This is a genomic window from Paraburkholderia sp. GAS82 (assembly GCF_050436285.1).
Classification (GTDB): Bacteria; Pseudomonadota; Gammaproteobacteria; order Burkholderiales; family Burkholderiaceae; genus Paraburkholderia; species Paraburkholderia phenazinium_B.
Genome location: NZ_JBNDLX010000013.1, coordinates 162645 through 180101 on the forward strand (window position 1 = coordinate 162645; position 17457 = coordinate 180101).

Genomic DNA, 17457 nt, shown 5'->3' on the forward strand with positions numbered 1-17457 from the left:
CAACACGCGGCTTGCCGCGCACGGGCAGGCCGCATGGATCGAAACCGTACTGTCGCTGTATGATACGAGGCCGCCGCGCGGTGAGAAGGCAAACCGCGTGCGCTTCCCAAGGCCTTGCGTTGCGTCCGGCTACCGTTTTTGCAGCATGACAGCCGCAACGTATCTTGTGGTGGCGGTACATCAGTCGAAATTGCCGAGCCGAGCAAGCTGACCAGACGAAACATAGAAAAAATGCCCGCCTTCACTGCTGTCGATCAAGATCGATTTCGCCGCATCATCCGTCGTAACATCGCGCTGCCACTAGGCGTCGGTCTTCTGACCGCGGCGCTGTTCGTCGCGCTGATCGCATACCTCGTCAATACCATGAACTGGGCCGAACACTCGGAGCGGGTAATCGGCGACGCCAATGAGATGCTGCGTCTCGCGGTCGATCGCGAATCTGCGATGCGCGGCTTTCTGATTACCGGCGACGAGAACTTTCTCGCGCCGTACGAGGTGGGTCAGGCGCGCTTCCATACGGAGATCAAATCGTTGGAGGAAATGGTCTCCGACAATCCTCCGCAGGTCGATCGCCTCAAGCAGATCGAGGCCGTGCAGGCTCAATGGGATCGTTACGCGCAACAGGTGATCGATCTGCGGCGCAAGAACGTGAACTTCCAGCCGGAGCTTGTGAGCGGCCGAGGCAAGATGGAGTTCGACGAAACGCGCAACGAGTTCGCCGAATTTCTTAACGTCGAGCTGCGCTTGCGGCAGGAGCGCGCTGCAGCGGCGCGCAGTGTCACGACCACGCTGGTCACCGCCTTCCTGTTCTTCAGTCTGTTGGTCAGCGGCCTGCTGGCCTGGATGGGGCGGCGTGAATTGCTGGCTCTCTCCGCCACCTACGACGGCGTCCTCAAGGAGCAGGACCTGCAGACCGAGGTATTGCAGCAGCAGGTCTGGTTGCGCTCGGGTCAGCGGCTGCTGGCGGAGAAGGTGGTGGGGCAGGTCACGCCATCGCTCGTCGGCCGCGCGATGCTCGAGTTTCTCGGCCAGTATCTCGGGGCGGCGGTGGCTGCGCTCTATGTGCGCGAAAAGGATACCGGCGCGCTGCGCCGCGCCGCTTCTTATGGCTATACGCCCGAAAATGAACAAGCCACCCAGCATTTTCAAAGCGGCGAAAGCCTGATTGGCCAGGCTGCGCTCGAGCGCCGCACCATTTTTCTGCAGGACGTCCCTGACGATTATGTGAAGGTTGTCTCCGGCCTCGGCATGAGTCCGCCGAAAAACCTGATCGTGCTACCTATCGAGAACGACGGCGTCGTCAACGGCGTGGTCGAACTCGGTTTCGTCCGGGCGCTGGTCGAGCGCGATCACGAACTGCTGCAACTGATCGCGGGCGGCATGGGCGATTTTCTCGAGGCGGCGCTGTACCGCGAGCGTCTGCAGGACGTGCTGATCGAAACGCAGCAACTGAATGAAGAATTGCAGGTTCAGCAGGAAGAGCTGCGCGTCTCGAACGAAGGGCTCGAGGAGCGCGGCCGGGCGCTGGTGGAGTCGCAGGCGCGGCTCGAAAACCAGCAGGCCGAACTCGAGCAGACCAATGTGCAGCTCGAGGAATACGCGCAGCGGCTCGAGCGGCAAAAGGCCGATCTGATCCGCGCGCAAGACGAGCTCTCGGCCAACGCGGCACGCCTGGAACAGGCGAGCCGCTACAAGTCCGAGTTTCTCGCCAACATGTCGCACGAACTGCGCACGCCGCTGAACAGTTCGCTGATCCTTGCCAAGCTGCTGCAGCAGAACCGCACGGGCAATCTGACCGAAGAGCAGGTGCGCTATGCGGAGACCATTCATGCGTCCAATAGCGATCTGCTGGTGCTGATCAACGACATTCTCGATCTGTCGAAGGTGGAAGCCGGTCAGATCAGCATCGAACTCGAAACGGTTTCGCTCGACGCCACCCTGCAGGCGCTGCGCGAGACTTTCACGCCGATGGCTTCCGCCAAGCATCTGAAGCTCAGCTTCGAGCGCGCGCAAGACGTACCGGAGATGATCGTCACGGATAGCCAACGCGCGGTGCAGGTGTTGCGCAACCTTCTGTCGAATGCGGTGAAGTTCACCGAACGCGGCGAGGTCTCGCTTAGCGTGACGCTGGCCGAGAGCGGCATGCTGCGTTTCGATGTGCGCGATTCCGGAATCGGTATCGCCCCAGACAAGCTCGAACTGATTTTCGAAGCCTTCCAGCAGGCCGACGGTTCCACCAGCCGGCACTACGGCGGCAGCGGCCTCGGTCTGTCGATTTCACGCGAATTCTCGCGGCTGCTGGGCGGCCGCATTTCGGTGACGAGCGAACTGGGCAAGGGCAGTGTGTTTACGCTGTGGCTGCCGGTGGATGCCAGCGGCGCGGTGTCCGCCAATACCGACCAACAGCACGACGAGCCGTCGCGGCAAGTCGCCCCTACCGCGGTGCCAAAGACGGCTCACAGCTCGTCGTCCCCATCACCTGCTTCGCCCACCGCCGTTAGCGCCTCAAGCGCGAACGGCGCTATCGCCCCGAACACGCATCGACCCGCCGCGTTTGCCGAAGCCGGCGCGGCGCTGAATGGCGCCGAGGAAATCAGCCGCGCGCCGATCGACGACGACCGGCATCAGCGGGCGCGCGGCGGCCGGGTGATTCTCGCGATCGAGGACGATCCGACGTTCGCCGAGATTCTGCGCGATCTGACGCACGAGCTCGACTTCGACTTCGTGCACGCCACCGATGCCACCAGCGGCGTCGCCCTCGTGCGCGACATGCGGCCGGCTGCCGTGCTGCTCGACGTCGGCCTGCCGGACCGTTCGGGCCTGACGGTGCTTGAGTGGCTGAAGAACGACCCGCTCACGCGCCACATTCCGATCCACATTGTCTCGGCCACCGATCACGCAGACAAGGCGCTGCATCTGGGCGCGATCGGCTACACGCTGAAGCCGACTGCACGCTCGACCCTGGAAGCGGCGATCCGCCGCCTCGAGGCGCGTCTGCAGCAGCGCCTCAAACGCGTGCTGGTGATCGAAGACGACACACCCATGCGCGAAAGCATCCGCGCTTTGCTGCAAAGCGCCAATACGGAGATCGTGGCGGTGGCGACGCTTGCCGCCGCGTTCGACGAACTGGCGGCCGGCAGTTTCGACTGCGTGGTGACCGATCTCGCGCTCCCGGATGGCACCGGTTACGACCTGCTGGAACGGCTCGCGCTCGACACCGCCTATCTGGCGCTGCCGGTGATCGTCTACACCGGCCGGATGCTGTCGAGCGAGGATGAACACCGCCTGCGCCGTTATTCGAAGTCGATCATCATCAAGGGGGCGAAGTCGCCGGAGCGTCTGCTGGATGAAGTCACGCTGTTCCTGCATAGCGTGGAGTCGTCGCTCGCGCCGGAGCAGCAGCGCATGCTGCGCACCGTGCGGCAACGCGACAACGCGTTCGAAGGCCGCAGCATCCTGCTCGCCGAAGACGACGTACGCAATATCTTCGCGCTGTCGCACGTAATCGAACCGCTCGGCGCGCGGCTGCAGATTGCGCGCAACGGCCGTGAAGCGCTTGAATTGCTGGACCGGGAGGCGGAAGTCGATCTGGTACTGATGGACATCATGATGCCGGAGATGGACGGCCTGACCGCGATGGCGGAGATCCGCCGCAATCCGCGCTTCGCCCATCTGCCGATCATCGCGCTGACCGCCAAGGCGATGGCGAACGACCGGGTGCGCTGCCTGGAAGCGGGGGCGGACGACTACATCTCGAAGCCGATCGATGTCGACAAGCTGGTCGCGCTCTGCCGCGTCTGGCTGCGGCAACGCTAGTGGCAGAGAACCGTGCGATGAAAAGCAACCCGTCCGCGCCAGAGATCCGGCCGCCGCGCATCAGCGATTTCGATATCGAATTGCGGCTGCTGCTGGAGGCGATCTATCTGAAGTACCAGCATGACTTTCGCCATTACGCGATGTCGTCGCTGCGCCGCCGGCTGACCCAGGCGCTGGACGAGTTCGGTCTCACCACGCTCTCGCAGTTGCAGGACCGCATCATGCGCAACGGCGCCGAGTTCGCGCGCCTGTTCCAGTACCTGACGGTGCAGGTGAGCGACATGTTTCGCGATCCGGCCTATTTCATGGCGCTGCGCCAGCACGTAATGCCGGTCCTGCGGACCTATCCTTCCGTCAAGGTATGGGTGGCCGGCTGCAGCACCGGCGAGGAACTGTGGTCGCTGAAGATCCTGTTCGACGAAGAGGGATTGACCGAGCGCACGCTGTTCTACGCGACCGACATCAACCCCGACGCGCTGGCGCGCGCCGAATCGGGCATCTACGCGCTCGACCGGATCGCCGGCTTTACGCAGAACTACCTGGCCGCGGGCGGCAAGCATTCGCTGTCCGACTACTACCACGCGGCCTACGGCGGCGCGCGCTTTGCCGGCGCCCTGAAAGACCGGGTGGTGTTCGCCGATCACAGCCTGTCGACTGACGAAGTGTTCCTTGAGGCACATCTGGTATCGTGCCGCAACGTTATGATCTATTTTGACCGCGCGCTGCAGGACCGCGCGCTAGGATTGTTTCAGCGCGCCCTCGTGCGGCGCGGCTTCCTTGGTCTGGGTAGCAAGGAAAGCCTGCGTTTCTCGAGTCAGCACGAAGCGTTTGACGAGTTTTGTCAGCGTGAGCGTATCTACCAGAAGCGCTGACGCCGCCGCCATGCCAACATCGTTCAGCCGATCCTGATGCGACTGCCTATGCGCGCACAACCTCCTACCGCGAAACGCCAGGCCGCTTCGACGCCCGCGCGCGCGTTCGAGATGGTGGCGATCGGCGCCTCGGCGGGCGGCATCGACGTCCTGAACGGCCTGCTGGCCGCGCTGCCGGGCGACTTCTCCGCTGCCGTGATGGTGGTCGTCCATCTTCCCGCCGATCCGCTCAGTTACCTCGTGCAGACCTTCAGCCATCGCAGTACGCTGCCGGTGCTCGAACCCGACGCGGGTGAGCGTATTCTCGCGAGCCGCGTCTACGTGGCGCCGCCCGGCTATCACATGCTGGTTGAAGACGACCGCACGGTGGCGCTGTCCACGGAGGCGGCCGTGCGTTTTTCGCGGCCATCGATCGACGTGATGTTCGAATCGGCCGCCTGGGTGTATCGCGAGCGGCTGCTTGCGCTGCTGCTCTCAGGCGCCAACGAAGACGGCGTGCGCGGCCTCGCAACGGTGCGCGCGTTAGGCGGTGCCGCCTGGGTTCAGGCGCCTGATACGGCTTCATCACCGGAAATGCCGCGCGCCGCGATCGAGCGCGGCGTTGCAGACGAAATTTTGACTCCCTCTACAATGGCGCGTCGCCTTGCGCGGCTGCCCGCTTTTATTGAACGTGAATCCTGACCCGATGCCATGACGAATCCCACTGTCAACATTCTGATCGTCGACGACATCGCGCATAACATCATGGCGCTTCAGGCGTCGCTGACGCGGCCGGAGATCAACCTGCTGGTGGCCGATTCCGGCACGGCGGCACTGGACCTGCTGCTCAAACACGAAGTGGCGCTGGCCATTCTCGACGTCAACATGCCGGGCATGAACGGCTTCGAGCTGGCCGCGCTCATGCGCGGCAGCCCGCGTACCTCGCATGTGCCGATCATCTTTCTGACGGCAACCGCGCAGGACGCCTCGCGCACGTTTCGCGGCTACGAAGCCGGCGCCGTGGACTTTCTCTACAAGCCGTTCGACCCGCGCATCCTGCAATCGAAGGTGGATGTTTTCGTGCAGCTCGAACAGCAGAAGCGCCAGCTCGCCGCGCAACTGGTGACGACGCGTCAGATGCTCGAAGCCAACGAAATGCTGATGGCGGTGCTCGGCCACGATCTGCGCACGCCGCTCGGCGCGGTGCTGGCTTCGGCGGAGTATCTGATGCGCGTGGGGGGGAGCGAGCAGGTGACCACGACCGCCACGCGCATCAAGAGCAGTTCGCTGCGCATGGCGCGCATGGTGGATCAGCTGCTCAACCTGGCACGCCTGCAAGGCGGGCGGCTGCAACTGCAACCGCGTTCGACCGAGCTGGCGGCGCTGTGCAAATCGGTGATCGACGAATTCGCCACGCACAAGGGCGCCGACCGGATCTTTTTTCTGAGCGAGGGGAATTCGGCCGGCCGTTGGGATACCGATCTGATGTGGCAAGCCATCTCCAACCTGATCAACAACGCGCTGCATCACGGTGAGCCCGGCTGCAGCATTATCGTCAAGGTCGACGCCAGCAACGATGAGACGATTAAGCTGAGCGTCACGAACGGCGGCGTGATACCAGCGGACGTCGTGCCGCATCTGTTCAAGGCGTTCGGTTCGAGCGGCGTCGGCGGGCGGCCGCGCGAAGGCCTGGGCCTTGGCCTGCACATCGTGCGGGAGATCGTCCAGATGCACGGCGGCGAGGTCAGCATGCAGTCGGATGAGGCGCGCGGAACGGTGTTTTCCATCGAACTGCCGCGCACGACCACGCGTGGGCGGGGATCGTTGAGCGGGCATTATTAGACCCGGACGTCGGAGCAACTCTCTGATTCGATGAGACGTTTGAGCATAAAATTGCTCGATTGTGGCATTAATTAACTCGCTGAGACTGGCTACACTGACTTCCATGCCATACGACATGGCTAGCAGATAAACCCAGACCTCAAGGAGTCGATCATGTCCCGTCTTTCTACCATCAACCCTCAAGAAGCGACTGGCGCCACCGCTGAAGTGTTCGCGAAGATCAAGAAGGCCGCCGGCAAGGTGCCTAACGCTTACGCGACTATCGGCACGCACAGCGCCGCCGCGCTTGGCGCGATTCTCGGTGTGGAAGCCGTGCTGGCGAGCAGCAGCCTGGCGAAGTCCGATATCGAAGTGATCAAGCTCGCTGTCAGCGAAGTGGCCGGCTGTGATTACTGTCTCGCCGCTCACACGCTGATGGGCAAGTTCGCCGGCCTGTCGCAGGGCACCATGAAGCAGGTGCGTGCAGGCGCCGAAACCGGCGACGCGAAGCGCGATGCGCTGGTGCGCTTCGTACGGACGCTCGTAACTACGCACGGTACGGTTCCCGCAGATGAGCTCGATGCAGTGCGCGCGGCCGGCTACAGCGAACAGCAGGTGGTCGAAGTGATTCTCGCCATCACGTCCATCACCTTCACCAACCTCGTGAACCGGGTGAACGACACGACGCTGGATTTCCCGGCAGCGCCGTAAAGCAGGACGGCAGGCGGCATGTGCCGCCTGCCGCCTTTCCCACCCGCCATGCTTTGCATATGCGTAATGATTGGTTCGCTGCGCGGTGGCACGTCCTTATCCTAGGGAGCGCCGCGGCGATGGCGCCGCCGCATTTGCGGCCGGACGAGCCGCTACGAACCACCAGAGGACGCATATGGCTTCATCAGGACACTCTATCCGCAACCTGCAGCCGGTCGATTCGAGCCGCCGCTCGATTCTGAAAGCCGCCGCGGCGCTAGCAGCCGGGACGGGTGCCGTTCTTGCCGGTGGCGCAGGCGTGTTGCTGTCGAGTCAGGCCGCGCTGGCCGAGGGCAACTCGAAGACGCTGCGCATCGGCTTCCAGAAATACGGCAACTTCGTCGTCCTGAAGGCCCGTGGCACGCTCGAAAAGAAGCTCGCGCCGCAAGGCGTGAGCGTGCAATGGCTTGAATTTCCCGCCGGGCCTCAACTGCTCGAAGGATTGAATGCGGGCGCGGTGGACGTCGGCACGGTCGGCGAAACGCCGCCCATTTTTGCGCAGGCTGCAGGCGTGGACTTTGTCTATATCGCCAACGAACCGCCTGCGCCCAAAGGCGAAGCATTGGTAGTGCAACAGGATTCGCCGATCCGCACGGTGGCCGATCTGCGCGGCAAAAAGGTCGCGCTGAACCGCGGCTCGAATGTTCACTTTCTGCTGGTCAAGGCGCTGCAGCGCGCCGGTCTGGCGTACACCGACATCCAGCCGGTTTATCTGACGCCCGCCGACGCGCGTGCGGCATTTGTCCAGCGCAGCGTCGACGCGTGGGTGATCTGGGATCCGTATCTCGCGGCTATCGAACGTCAGGCAAACGCACGTGTCCTGACCAACGGAGACGGGATTGTGCGCAACACCCAGTATTACGTCGCCACCCGCAAGTTCGCCCAGGCGCAGCCCCAGGTATTGCATGCGCTGCTCGACGAACTCAATCAGGTCGACGAGTGGGGCCGCAATAACATCCCTGCCGTGGCGGCGCAGTTGTCGCCGCTGGTGGGTCTCGACGCGGCCACACTCGAAGTCGCGCTGGGACGCGCCGGTTACGGCGTGCAACCGATCACCGATGCGACGCTGGCGTATCAGCAGCAGATTGCCGATACGTTCACCGATCTCAAGCTGATTCCAAAGAAACTGACGGTCGCGGATGCGCGCTGGAATACGGTTGGGTGAGTGGCAGCGAGGCGACGGTGCCTCGCTGCAAACGAATATGAACGTCTGCGGCGAGCATCCGCCGCCGGGCTACATACCCTTGAACTGGTCGGCGTAGAGCCGGCTCACGCTTAGCTTTGCCGCATGGTCGCGCAGGCTGAGCGTGAGCTTGCCCGACTCGTCGCGCGAGGCGCTGGCAATCGCGTCGGCACGCACTACCGTGCCGCGATGGATCTGCCAGAATTGCTGCGAATCCAGTTGCTGCAGCAGTTCGCGCAGCGAGGTGCGAATCAGGTGCTCTCGCTCGGCCGTGATGACCCGGACGTATTTGTCCGCTGCCTCGAAGTACAGCACGTCGCCCACTGGGACCATCGTGATCGTGTTGCCGGCGCTTGCCTGGATCATGCGCAACGGTGCGCTAACCGTGGCTGCGGCTGCCAGACCGGTTGCAGCCGACGCGCCTGGCACCTCTTGCCCCGCGGCACCGAACAACGCACGCAACTGATCGATCATCGGCGCGAGCCCCGCTTGCGCGGCCTGCGGTTGCTCACGTGCCTGCAACGCTGCCTGCAGGCGCGCGCAGGTCTTCGCCAGCCGCTCGGTCTGCACCGGCTTCAGGACATAGTCGAGCGCCGCGCGTTCGAAGGCGCGCAGCGCATATTCATCGTACGCCGTGACGAACACCAGTAGCGGCAGTGGACGGCCCGTATCGGGCCAATCCTCGGCCAGTGCCTGCGCGGCATCCAGCCCGCTCATCCCCGGCATGCGGATATCGAGGAACAACAGGTCGGGCTGCAACGCGAGACCCTGCTGAAGCGCAGACGAACCGTCGCCGACACTCGCGACGATACGCAGTTCGGGCCACAAGCGGGCTAGCTCGGCTTGCAGGTTGGCGGCCAGCAAAGGTTCGTCTTCGGCGATCAGGGCGGTGGCGTTCATCATGGTTGAAGTGGACATGGATAGGTTGGCGCGCAGTCAGCTCAGGCCGTTCGCGCTGCTCAGGTGACCGGAATGCGCACGACAGCAAGCGCGCCGCCGAGGCCGTCATCGGGCGTGGTCAATTCAAGGGAGGCCGCGCTGCCGTACAGCGCGGCGAGCCTTTCGCGCACCTGTTGCATGCCGAAGCGGCTGCCATGCGCGGGCACCGCGCCGAGCCCCACGCCGGTATCGCGCACGCTCAGCAACAACTCCTGGCCGTCGCGCCGTGCCGCAACTTCGATCCGGCCGCCGGCCACGCTCGGCTCGAGCCCATGCTTGATCGCGTTTTCGACGAGCGGTTGCAGCAGCAGCGGCGGCACGGGCAGGCTGCTCAATTCGTCGGGCAGATCGAGCTTTCCGGTGAGACGCGGCCCCATGCGAACCTGCATCAGCTCGAGGTAATCGCCGATTCGCGCAAACTCGGCGGAGAGCGCGTGCGAATCCGAGCGCGAGGCATCGAGCGTGGCGCGCAGAAAACCGTTCAGGTGATCGAGCATGGCCTGCGCCCGTTGCGGGTCCTGGCCGATCAGCACGCGCAGGTTGGCCAGCGTATTGAACAGCATATGCGGTTCGAGTTGCGAGACCAGCAGTCTGAGCTGATTTTCGACGGCGGCGCGCCGCGCGGCTTCTGCTTGCGCTTCGGTGGCGGCAAGCCGGCCACGCGCATAGAAAAAGTAGGTACAACCGATCGCAAGCGCAAACGTCGGCAAAAGTGACGGCAGCAGCGACTGAAAATTGCGCAGGAAGCCAAGCGGCGCGTGATGCGTGCCGGTCAGCAGATCGCCGAGCGTGTGGCCGCCGAGATAGCCCACGACGGCGGACATTGCGATCCACGGCACCATCAGCCCCCACCCCGGCCAGGGGCGCTGGGCGGCGGCGCTCTCGGGCGACACCCCGGTCGGGCGCGCGGCGCCGCGACGCATGAAGCTGGCCGACAAACCATAGCGGCCCGCTTCAATCAACGCCTGAATGCATAGCGCGACGGTGAAGGTGTAGATCAGATCCGGGACAAACGCGCTGTCCGAAAACGGGCCGAACAGGAATGTGGCCGCCAGCGAGATGAGAAGGGTGATTCTCAGCTCACGCCAAAGCCATCCGAAAACGACACGATACGTAGGCATGCGGCGGTCCGGGTTCAGTTGCTCGCCGCGCGAGATGGCGAGCAGGTTGGAGGCCCGCGCGTTGGCGCGGTGCCACGAGCAGCGGATTGTAGCTGGTCCGTGGGTGCGCCAGATCGTCCGCGCGTCGACGATTGCGTGGGTGGATGCATCAATAAACCGTGTCGCGCGGCAACGCCTGGCGAACCGCGCGCCAGACCTCGAGCGCGCGGGCGAGGAAGACGCCGCTAAACGCGCCATACACGAGGCCCACGAAGCCGGCGACACCGGCGTCGGCGGCAAGGGCATGGTCGGTCGCGAGCGTGAAGCCAACCGAATACTTGAACAGGAACAGCCCCAGCAACAGTCCGAGCGGCAGCCAGCTGCCGGGCATCAGCACGCTGCGCTCCGGCTCCAGCCAGCGAATCCCGTTCCACACCCGCAAGCCCTGTGAAAGTGCCAGAGTGGCGGCGACGCCGGTGGCCCAGGCCAGCAGCGCCAGCGGCTGGCTGGAAAAAGCTGACGCAACACCATAGAGCGACAGCACCACCATCACCAGCGGCAAGGCGGTGGCGCTGCGCAGCGACCGGCGGCGCGGGACGGTCTGCTTGAAACCCATGACGATCAGGGCGGCAAGCACGCCCCAGACCCAGTGAGGCGTCTCTAGAACGATGGTAGTGAACATGGCGGCGGACTCCGTGTCTATATCGAGGGATTCGATGACACGGATGTTCGGTCAGGTGGCCGCCACGTTCGAGCGGTTTGCGACAAAATGGCCAACGACGGCGCGAAATGCTCCAGTTGCGGCGCGAGCGGCTGGGGGGGGTGAACCGGCCACGCGTACAAACGGGCAAGGACAGCGCGCCGTGATGCGTCGTTGAAAGCCTACGTAATCTGCATTGATGGGTGCCGTACAGAAGGAGCGGAGCAAAGGCCCTACGTTGGGAACTGGCTCCCCACGCCGCATACTGCCAGGATAGGGGTTGCATCACCATGAGAATGTGCTTTCCCAACGCGCTTGGGGTGCTGGCTGCGGCTGGCGCAGTACTCTATGCGATCCCCTCGGCCGCGCACGAGCTCGATGCGCAGCTGGACTGCAGCTCGAACGCGCACGCCTTCATTACTTCGCTGCAAAGCGACCAGTTCATCGAAGCGCAACCGATGCACGTGGAAGCCAACTCCGTCAACGCGTTCCGTCCGACTCGCGGCAGCCAGCTGACGGCGTTCGGTTTCCGTGTCTACGCGGTACTCGGCTACGATCAGAACGACGAGCTGTTTCACAAGGGCAGCGGCCAGGCGATGGCCGGCTCGCTGTATGGGGTGGTCGTCTTCGGGTCCAGCGAGTCTGTCAAAACCCACCTGCAGGATGCCGGCAGCGACGCGGTGGTGCATGAAGTCATGCCGCTGATCATGACAGCCGTGCTGTGCAAGACGAACTGAAAGGGTGGGCCGAAACGGGTTCCGTTCCCGGACGGCGTTAGCGGCCCGCGTCCGGTTTTGGCGCGTCGCACAGGATGTCGGCCAGCGCGTTGCGCACGTCGCCGATTACGCCTCGCCACCCCGCTTCGCCTTGACGGAACAGATACAGGTCCTTGGGATACCAAGGCGAGCGCATACCTGCCCGCTGCCAGCGCCAGTCGATGCCCCGGTGCGGCAGCATCACCCAGCACGCGACGCCGAGCGCGCCCGCCAGATGGGCGACGGCGGTATCGACGCAGATCACCAGATTGAGTTGTCCGATGATGGCGGCGGTATCGCCGAAATCGTGAATCTCGTCGCCGAGACACAGGGCCGGCTGTTGTGCCGCGCATTCCCGCGCCTCGGTCTCCGCGCCGCCCACCTGCAGGCTGACAAAGCGCACGCCGGGCACGGACCACAGCGGCTGTAACGCAGAGAAGTGAGGTACGGAGCGGTTCGCATCGTTCTCATGCTCGGGGTTGCCCTTCCACACGAGTCCGATGCGGACGCCGTCGTTCGGCAGACGCTGACGCCACGACTCGAGACGGTTGGCAAAGACGCCGACATACGGAATCCGGGCCGGGATCGACTCGAGCGTCGTGCCGAAGCGGCAGGGCAGGCTCAGCAGCGAATCCCAGTAGTCGTGCAGGTGCAGACCTTGCGGGTTGCAAATCAGCGCATCGATGCCCTGCACCGTGCGTAGCAGCGGCGCAAGCGCTGGCTTGCAGATCACCGAAAGCTTCGCCAGCCCGCGCGTCTTCAGCAGGCTTGCGTAGCGCACGAACTGGATGGTGTCCCCGTAGCCTTGCTCGGGCAACAGCAACAACGTCTTGCCTTGCAGGTCTTCGCCATGCCAGCGCGGAAACGGCAATTCGCCGTGCTCGTGGAAGACCTCTGAGCGTGCTTCGTAGTACGGCCAGCCTTCGGCATATCGGCCGGCGGCGAGCAGCAGAAGCGCATAGTTGTAGCGAGCTTCGGCGTAATCGGGCTGCAGTTCGAGCGCGCGGCGATGTTCGGCCTCGGCTTCGTCGTAGCGTTGCAGGGTTTCCAGCGTGTCGGCCAGATTCGAGCGGATCGGCGCGCTATCCGGCATCGCTTCGAGTGCGTGCCGGTAGTGATCCACTGCGTCAGTGAAACGTCCGGATGTGCGGAGGAGGTTCGCCAGGTTGTTGTGGGCGATACCGTTATGGCGGTCGGCTTCGAGCGCCTGGCGGTAGAGACGCTCGGCGCCTGCGAAGTCGCCTTGCTGCTGGGCGTCGAGCGCGGCCTCGACAAGCTGGTTGCCGACCTTGGGAACCTCTTGCGCAGGCTGGTTCATAAGCGAGGTGGGTTGCGCCCGATCCTGACGAGCATGGTCTCTCAGATGGCCCGCTCAATGTGTTGCGCAGCGCGCTGGCCACTTGCGCCAGCCGTTATGGTGGCGCAAGAGAAGCCCGTAATGCAACTGACGCGGCCGTCAAGCCGCATTACGCTATCTTAGTCAGCCCGCTTGAGTTGCCGCAGGCGCCAAATCAGACTCGAGGTATCGAAACGGTTGCCGCCGAGACCCTGCACGTCGCCGTAGAACTGGTCGACCAATGCCGTGACCGGCAACGCGGCGCCGTTGCGTTTCGCCTCATCGAGGCAGAAGCCGAGATCCTTGCGCATCCAGTCCACCGCAAAGCCGTAGTCGAACTTGCCTTCGATCATCGTCTTGCCGCGGTTGTCCATCTGCCAGCTTGCTGCCGCACCCTTGCCGATAACTTCCAGCACGAGCGGCATGTCGAGACCGGAGCACTCGCCGAAATTGATTGCCTCGGACAAACCTTGCACCAGGCCGGCAATGCAGATCTGATTGACCATTTTCGCCAGTTGACCTGCGCCGACGGGACCGATCAGCGTCACCGCTGCACCGTAATGCTTGAGCGTGACGGCAGCCGGCTCGAACGCGGCCTTCTCGCCACCGCACATGATGGTCAGCGTGCCTTTCTGGGCACCGGCCTGGCCGCCCGACACGGGCGCATCGATAAACTGCAGGCCCTGTTTCGTGGCGACGGCGGATAACTCCCGCGCCACATTCGCCGAAGCGGTCGTATGGTCGACGAAAGTCGTGCCGCGCTTCATGCCGGCAAACGCGCCATCATCGCCGAGCGTGACGCTGCGCAGGTCGTCGTCGTTGCCGACGCACGCCATCACCAGGTCGGCGCCGTCGGCGGCTTCGCGCGGCGTGCGGGCCGCGCGGCCGCCGTGTTCGGCGACCCATTGCTCTGCTTTGGCAAAGGTACGGTTATAGACCGTGACATCGAGTCCGGCTTTCGCCAGATGGCCGGCCATGGGATATCCCATGACGCCGAGGCCGAGAAATGCGACGCGACGCTTGGCGTCGCTGGAAGACGAGGCGGCGGAATCACTCACTGCGCGGCTCCTTCAAGTGGGGGCTGGGTTGGGGGTGGGTTGGGAAAGCCATTATCGCAGCGATGCCGGCGCGCTGCAGCGGCGTTCTCGCGGCCTGCGGGACGCTCGGAAACTATCGGAGCGCACGATACATTGGATATTAAATAGCGATTTTTCTTTTATATCCAACGGTCTTACGATGCACGGGTAGGCTGACGTAGTCCCCGGAGGGATCGATGGAACACCACGCACGCACGCAAAACGAAACACTCGAAGTCAAAACCACGACGTGCTACATGTGTGCTTGCCGTTGCGGCATCCGCGTGCATCTGCGCGACGGCGAAGTGCGCTATATCGACGGCAACCCTGAGCATCCGCTCAACCAGGGGGTGATCTGCGCGAAAGGTTCGTCGGGGATCATGAAGCAGTATTCCCCTGCGCGTCTGACCCAGCCGTTGATGCGCAAGGCGGGCGCCGAGCGCGGCAGCGCGCAGTTCGAGCCGGTCTCGTGGGAGGTGGCGTTCGCCGTGCTCGAAAAGCGCCTCGCCCATCTGCGTGCCACTGATCCGAAGAAGTTCGCGCTCTTTACCGGCCGCGACCAGATGCAGGCGCTTACGGGCCTGTTCGCCAGGCAGTTCGGCACGCCGAACTACGCGGCGCACGGCGGCTTCTGCTCGGCCAATATGGCGGCCGGGATGATCTACACGATCGGCGGCTCGTTCTGGGAGTTCGGCGGCCCGGACCTCGACAGCGCGAAGCTGTTTTTCATGATCGGCACGGCCGAGGATCACCACTCGAATCCACTGAAAATCGCGCTGTCGAAGTTCAAGCGTGCCGGTGGCCGCTTTATCGCCATCAATCCGATCCGTACCGGCTACGCGGCGATTGCCGATGAGTGGGTGCCGATCCGCCCCGGCACGGACGGCGCTCTGTTCATGGCGCTGATCCACGAACTGTTGGCCACGGATTCGTACGATCGCGAGTTCGTCACGCGTTATACCAACGCGGCCGAGCTGCTCGACATGAATGCCGACGGCGATGCGTTTGGTCTCTTTGTGCGCGATCCGAATCTGCCCGAGGCTAATCCGCTGTTCCCGCAAAATCATCTGTGGTGGGATCTGAAGACGCAACGCGCGGTGCAACATCACACGCCGGGTTCGGAGCCGGCCATTGACGGCAATTACACGCTCGAAGACGGCACGCCGGTTACGCCGTCGTTCGCCTTGCTGCGCGAGCGCGTGGCGGACAGCACGCCGGAGTGGGCTGCGGAGATCACCGGCATTCCCGCCGGCGTCATCCGCCGCCTTGCACGAGAAATGGCGCAGACCGCGCGCTATCACAAGATCACGTTGCCGATCCAGTGGACCGACGCCTGGGGCGAGACGCATGACACCATAACGGGCAATCCGATCGCCTTTCACGCAATGCGTGGTCTCGCGGCGCATTCAAACGGCTTTCAGTCGATCCGTGCGCTGGCGGTGCTGATGTCCCTGCTGGGGACGATCGACCGGCCCGGCGGTTTTCGTCACAAGTCGCCGTATCCGCGCGCGGTGCCGCCGTCCGCCAAGCCGCCCAACAGCCCGGACGCCGTACAGCCGAATACGCCGCTCGCCAATGGCCCGCTCGGCTGGCCGGCTGCGCCCGAGGATCTGTTCATCGATGAGGCCGGCGAACCCGTGCGCATCGACAAGGCGTTCTCATGGGAATACCCGCTCGCCGTGCACGGGCTGATGCATAGCGTGATCACCAACGCATGGCGCGGCGATCCTTACCCGATCGACACGCTGCTGATTTTCATGGCCAACATGGCGTGGAACTCGTCGATGAACACGGTCGAAGTCCGCAAGATGCTGGTCGACAAACGCGACGACGGCGAATACAAGATCCCGTTCCTGGTGGTGTGCGACGCGTTCCAGTCCGAGATGACCGCGTTCGCCGATCTGATCCTGCCCGACACGACCTATCTGGAGCGCCACGATGCGATGTCCATGCTCGACCGGCCGATCTCCGAGTTCGACGGTCCGGTCGATTCGGTGCGCGTGCCGGTGGTGCCGCCAACCGGTGAATGCAAGCCGTTCCAGGAAGTACTGATCGAGCTGGGGAGCCGTCTGAAGCTGCCCGCGTTCACGACGAAGGAGGGTACGCGCAAGTTCCGCGACTACCCGGACTTCGTCGTTAACTTCCAGACCTCGCCGGATTCGGGCGTGGGTTTTTTGATCGGCTGGCGCGGCAAGGACGGCGACAAGGCGCTGGTGGGCGAGCCGAATCCGAACCAGTGGGAACAGTACGCAAGTCACAACTGCGTGTATCACTACACGCTGCCCGAGACGCTGCAATACATGCGCGGCGTCAACGGACCGTATCTGAAGTGGTCGGTAGAGAAGGGCTTTCGCAAGTTCGACACGCCTATCCTCATTCAGTTGTACTCCGATGTGATGCAAAAATTCCGCCTCGCCGCGCAGGGCAAGAGAGCGGGACGTCAGCCGCCCGATCATCTGCGCGCGCGCGTCGAGCGTTACTTCGATCCGCTGCCGTTCTGGTACGAACCGCTCGAACTCGCCGCCACCGATCGTGCTCAGTTTCCGCTGGCTGCTGTCACCCAGCGTCCGATGGCCATGTATCACTCGTGGGATTCCCAGAACGCCTGGTTGCGGCAGATCCACGGCGAAAACTATCTGTTCATGAATCCGTTGATGGCGCGCGGCAACGGCATCGAAGACGGTGGCTGGATTTACGTGGAATCGCCATGGGGCAAGGTGCGTTGCATGGCGCGCTATAGCGAGGCAGTGGAGCCGGGTACGGTGTGGACCTGGAACGCTATCGGCAAGGCAGCGGGGGCGTGGAACCTTGGGCCCGATGCCAACGAATCGCAGCGCGGCTTCCTGCTCAACCACCTGATCACCGACGAATTGCCCGGCGCGACGTCAGGCGATGCCCGCATGTCGAACTCGGATCCGATCACGGGGCAGGCCGCCTGGTACGACGTGCGAGTGCGCGTGTATCCGGCCGAGGCCGATGCGGACCACACGTTGCCGCAATTCGCGCCGATGGAGAAGCTGCCCGGATCCACAGGCGTGTTGCATCGTCTGGTGCAAACGTACTTCGCCGGCCGCGGCGAGTTTGCTGCGCGTCTGCGCGGCGCCAGCAAGCAAAAGTGACGAGGAGCATC

General features: G+C 63.8%; 13 protein-coding genes. 8 read left to right on the top strand and 5 right to left on the bottom strand.

The annotated features are described in order from the left end of the window. Window positions 1–231: 231 nt before the first annotated feature. The 6 genes from P3T17_RS32690 (at window position 232) to P3T17_RS32715 (ending at window position 8403) form a co-directional block, all read left to right on the top strand. The gene (locus P3T17_RS32690; protein WP_429410923.1) at window positions 232–3816 is read left to right on the top strand and encodes a response regulator; all 3585 of its coding nucleotides are present in this window, start codon (window positions 232–234) and stop codon (window positions 3814–3816) included. A 17-nt stretch (window positions 3817–3833) separates the two neighbouring features. Then, window positions 3834–4688 carry a CheR family methyltransferase gene (locus P3T17_RS32695; RefSeq protein WP_074269450.1) on the top strand — a complete coding sequence of 285 codons (855 nt, stop codon included), beginning with the start codon at window positions 3834–3836 and terminating at the stop codon, window positions 4686–4688. Between the two features lie 48 nt (window positions 4689–4736). Next, window positions 4737–5369 carry a chemotaxis protein CheB gene (locus P3T17_RS32700; RefSeq protein WP_429410925.1) on the top strand — a complete coding sequence of 211 codons (633 nt, stop codon included), beginning with the start codon at window positions 4737–4739 and terminating at the stop codon, window positions 5367–5369. Between the two features lie 9 nt (window positions 5370–5378). Continuing rightward, complete coding sequence (locus tag P3T17_RS32705) at window positions 5379–6509, top strand: hybrid sensor histidine kinase/response regulator (RefSeq protein ID WP_074268486.1); 1131 nt, start codon at window positions 5379–5381, stop codon at window positions 6507–6509. A 153-nt stretch (window positions 6510–6662) separates the two neighbouring features. Then, window positions 6663–7199 carry a carboxymuconolactone decarboxylase family protein gene (locus tag P3T17_RS32710; RefSeq protein ID WP_429410927.1) on the top strand — a complete coding sequence of 179 codons (537 nt, stop codon included), beginning with the start codon at window positions 6663–6665 and terminating at the stop codon, window positions 7197–7199. Between the two features lie 175 nt (window positions 7200–7374). Beyond that, a complete protein-coding gene (locus P3T17_RS32715; RefSeq protein WP_429410929.1) occupies window positions 7375–8403 on the top strand; it encodes a sulfonate ABC transporter substrate-binding protein in 1029 nt (342 codons plus the stop codon). Window positions 8404–8472: 69 nt separating this feature from the next. On the opposite strand, the gene P3T17_RS32720 is transcribed toward P3T17_RS32715, so the two are convergent. From P3T17_RS32720 to P3T17_RS32730, 3 genes are all read right to left on the bottom strand, one after another. Continuing rightward, window positions 8473–9339, bottom strand: a complete 867-nt coding sequence (locus P3T17_RS32720; protein ID WP_429410931.1) for a LytR/AlgR family response regulator transcription factor — start codon at window positions 9337–9339, stop codon at window positions 8473–8475. A 41-nt stretch (window positions 9340–9380) separates the two neighbouring features. Then, window positions 9381–10481, bottom strand: coding sequence for a sensor histidine kinase (locus tag P3T17_RS32725; RefSeq protein ID WP_429410933.1), 1101 nt, complete (start codon window positions 10479–10481; stop codon window positions 9381–9383). A gap of 148 nt (window positions 10482–10629) precedes the next feature. Further along, entirely contained in the window at window positions 10630–11187 is a 558-nt protein-coding gene (locus P3T17_RS32730) for a DUF6622 family protein (RefSeq protein ID WP_429411052.1), read from the bottom strand. 263 nt (window positions 11188–11450) lie between these two features. On the opposite strand from P3T17_RS32730, the gene P3T17_RS32735 reads away from it, so the two are divergent. Continuing rightward, a complete protein-coding gene (locus P3T17_RS32735) occupies window positions 11451–11897 on the top strand; it encodes a hypothetical protein (RefSeq protein ID WP_074268482.1) in 447 nt (148 codons plus the stop codon). 37 nt (window positions 11898–11934) lie between these two features. Here the strand turns inward: P3T17_RS32735 and P3T17_RS32740 are convergent, their stop codons facing one another. Both P3T17_RS32740 and P3T17_RS32745 read right to left on the bottom strand, forming a co-directional pair. Next, window positions 11935–13233: a tetratricopeptide repeat protein gene (locus P3T17_RS32740; RefSeq protein WP_429410935.1), complete on the bottom strand. Its 1299-nt coding sequence runs from the start codon at window positions 13231–13233 to the stop codon at window positions 11935–11937. A gap of 158 nt (window positions 13234–13391) precedes the next feature. After that, the gene (locus P3T17_RS32745) at window positions 13392–14309 is read right to left on the bottom strand and encodes an NAD(P)-dependent oxidoreductase (RefSeq protein ID WP_429410937.1); all 918 of its coding nucleotides are present in this window, start codon (window positions 14307–14309) and stop codon (window positions 13392–13394) included. 215 nt (window positions 14310–14524) lie between these two features. Here P3T17_RS32745 and P3T17_RS32750 point away from each other — a divergent pair, with 215 nt between their 5' ends. After that, on the top strand, window positions 14525–17446 hold the full coding sequence (locus tag P3T17_RS32750; protein WP_429410939.1) for a molybdopterin-dependent oxidoreductase: 2922 nt from the start codon (window positions 14525–14527) through the stop codon (window positions 17444–17446). Window positions 17447–17457 lie beyond the last annotated feature (11 nt).

Coding starts and splice junctions, on each gene's coding strand:
- P3T17_RS32690 (WP_429410923.1), top strand. CDS start 232: ATGCCCGCCTTCACTGCTGTCGATCAAGATCGATTTCGCCGCATCATC.
- P3T17_RS32695 (WP_074269450.1), top strand. CDS start 3,834: ATGAAAAGCAACCCGTCCGCGCCAGAGATCCGGCCGCCGCGCATCAGC.
- P3T17_RS32700 (WP_429410925.1), top strand. CDS start 4,737: ATGCGCGCACAACCTCCTACCGCGAAACGCCAGGCCGCTTCGACGCCC.
- P3T17_RS32705 (WP_074268486.1), top strand. CDS start 5,379: ATGACGAATCCCACTGTCAACATTCTGATCGTCGACGACATCGCGCAT.
- P3T17_RS32710 (WP_429410927.1), top strand. CDS start 6,663: ATGTCCCGTCTTTCTACCATCAACCCTCAAGAAGCGACTGGCGCCACC.
- P3T17_RS32715 (WP_429410929.1), top strand. CDS start 7,375: ATGGCTTCATCAGGACACTCTATCCGCAACCTGCAGCCGGTCGATTCG.
- P3T17_RS32720 (WP_429410931.1), bottom strand. CDS start 9,339: ATGTCCACTTCAACCATGATGAACGCCACCGCCCTGATCGCCGAAGAC.
- P3T17_RS32725 (WP_429410933.1), bottom strand. CDS start 10,481: ATGCCTACGTATCGTGTCGTTTTCGGATGGCTTTGGCGTGAGCTGAGA.
- P3T17_RS32735 (WP_074268482.1), top strand. CDS start 11,451: ATGAGAATGTGCTTTCCCAACGCGCTTGGGGTGCTGGCTGCGGCTGGC.
- P3T17_RS32740 (WP_429410935.1), bottom strand. CDS start 13,233: ATGAACCAGCCTGCGCAAGAGGTTCCCAAGGTCGGCAACCAGCTTGTC.
- P3T17_RS32750 (WP_429410939.1), top strand. CDS start 14,525: ATGGAACACCACGCACGCACGCAAAACGAAACACTCGAAGTCAAAACC.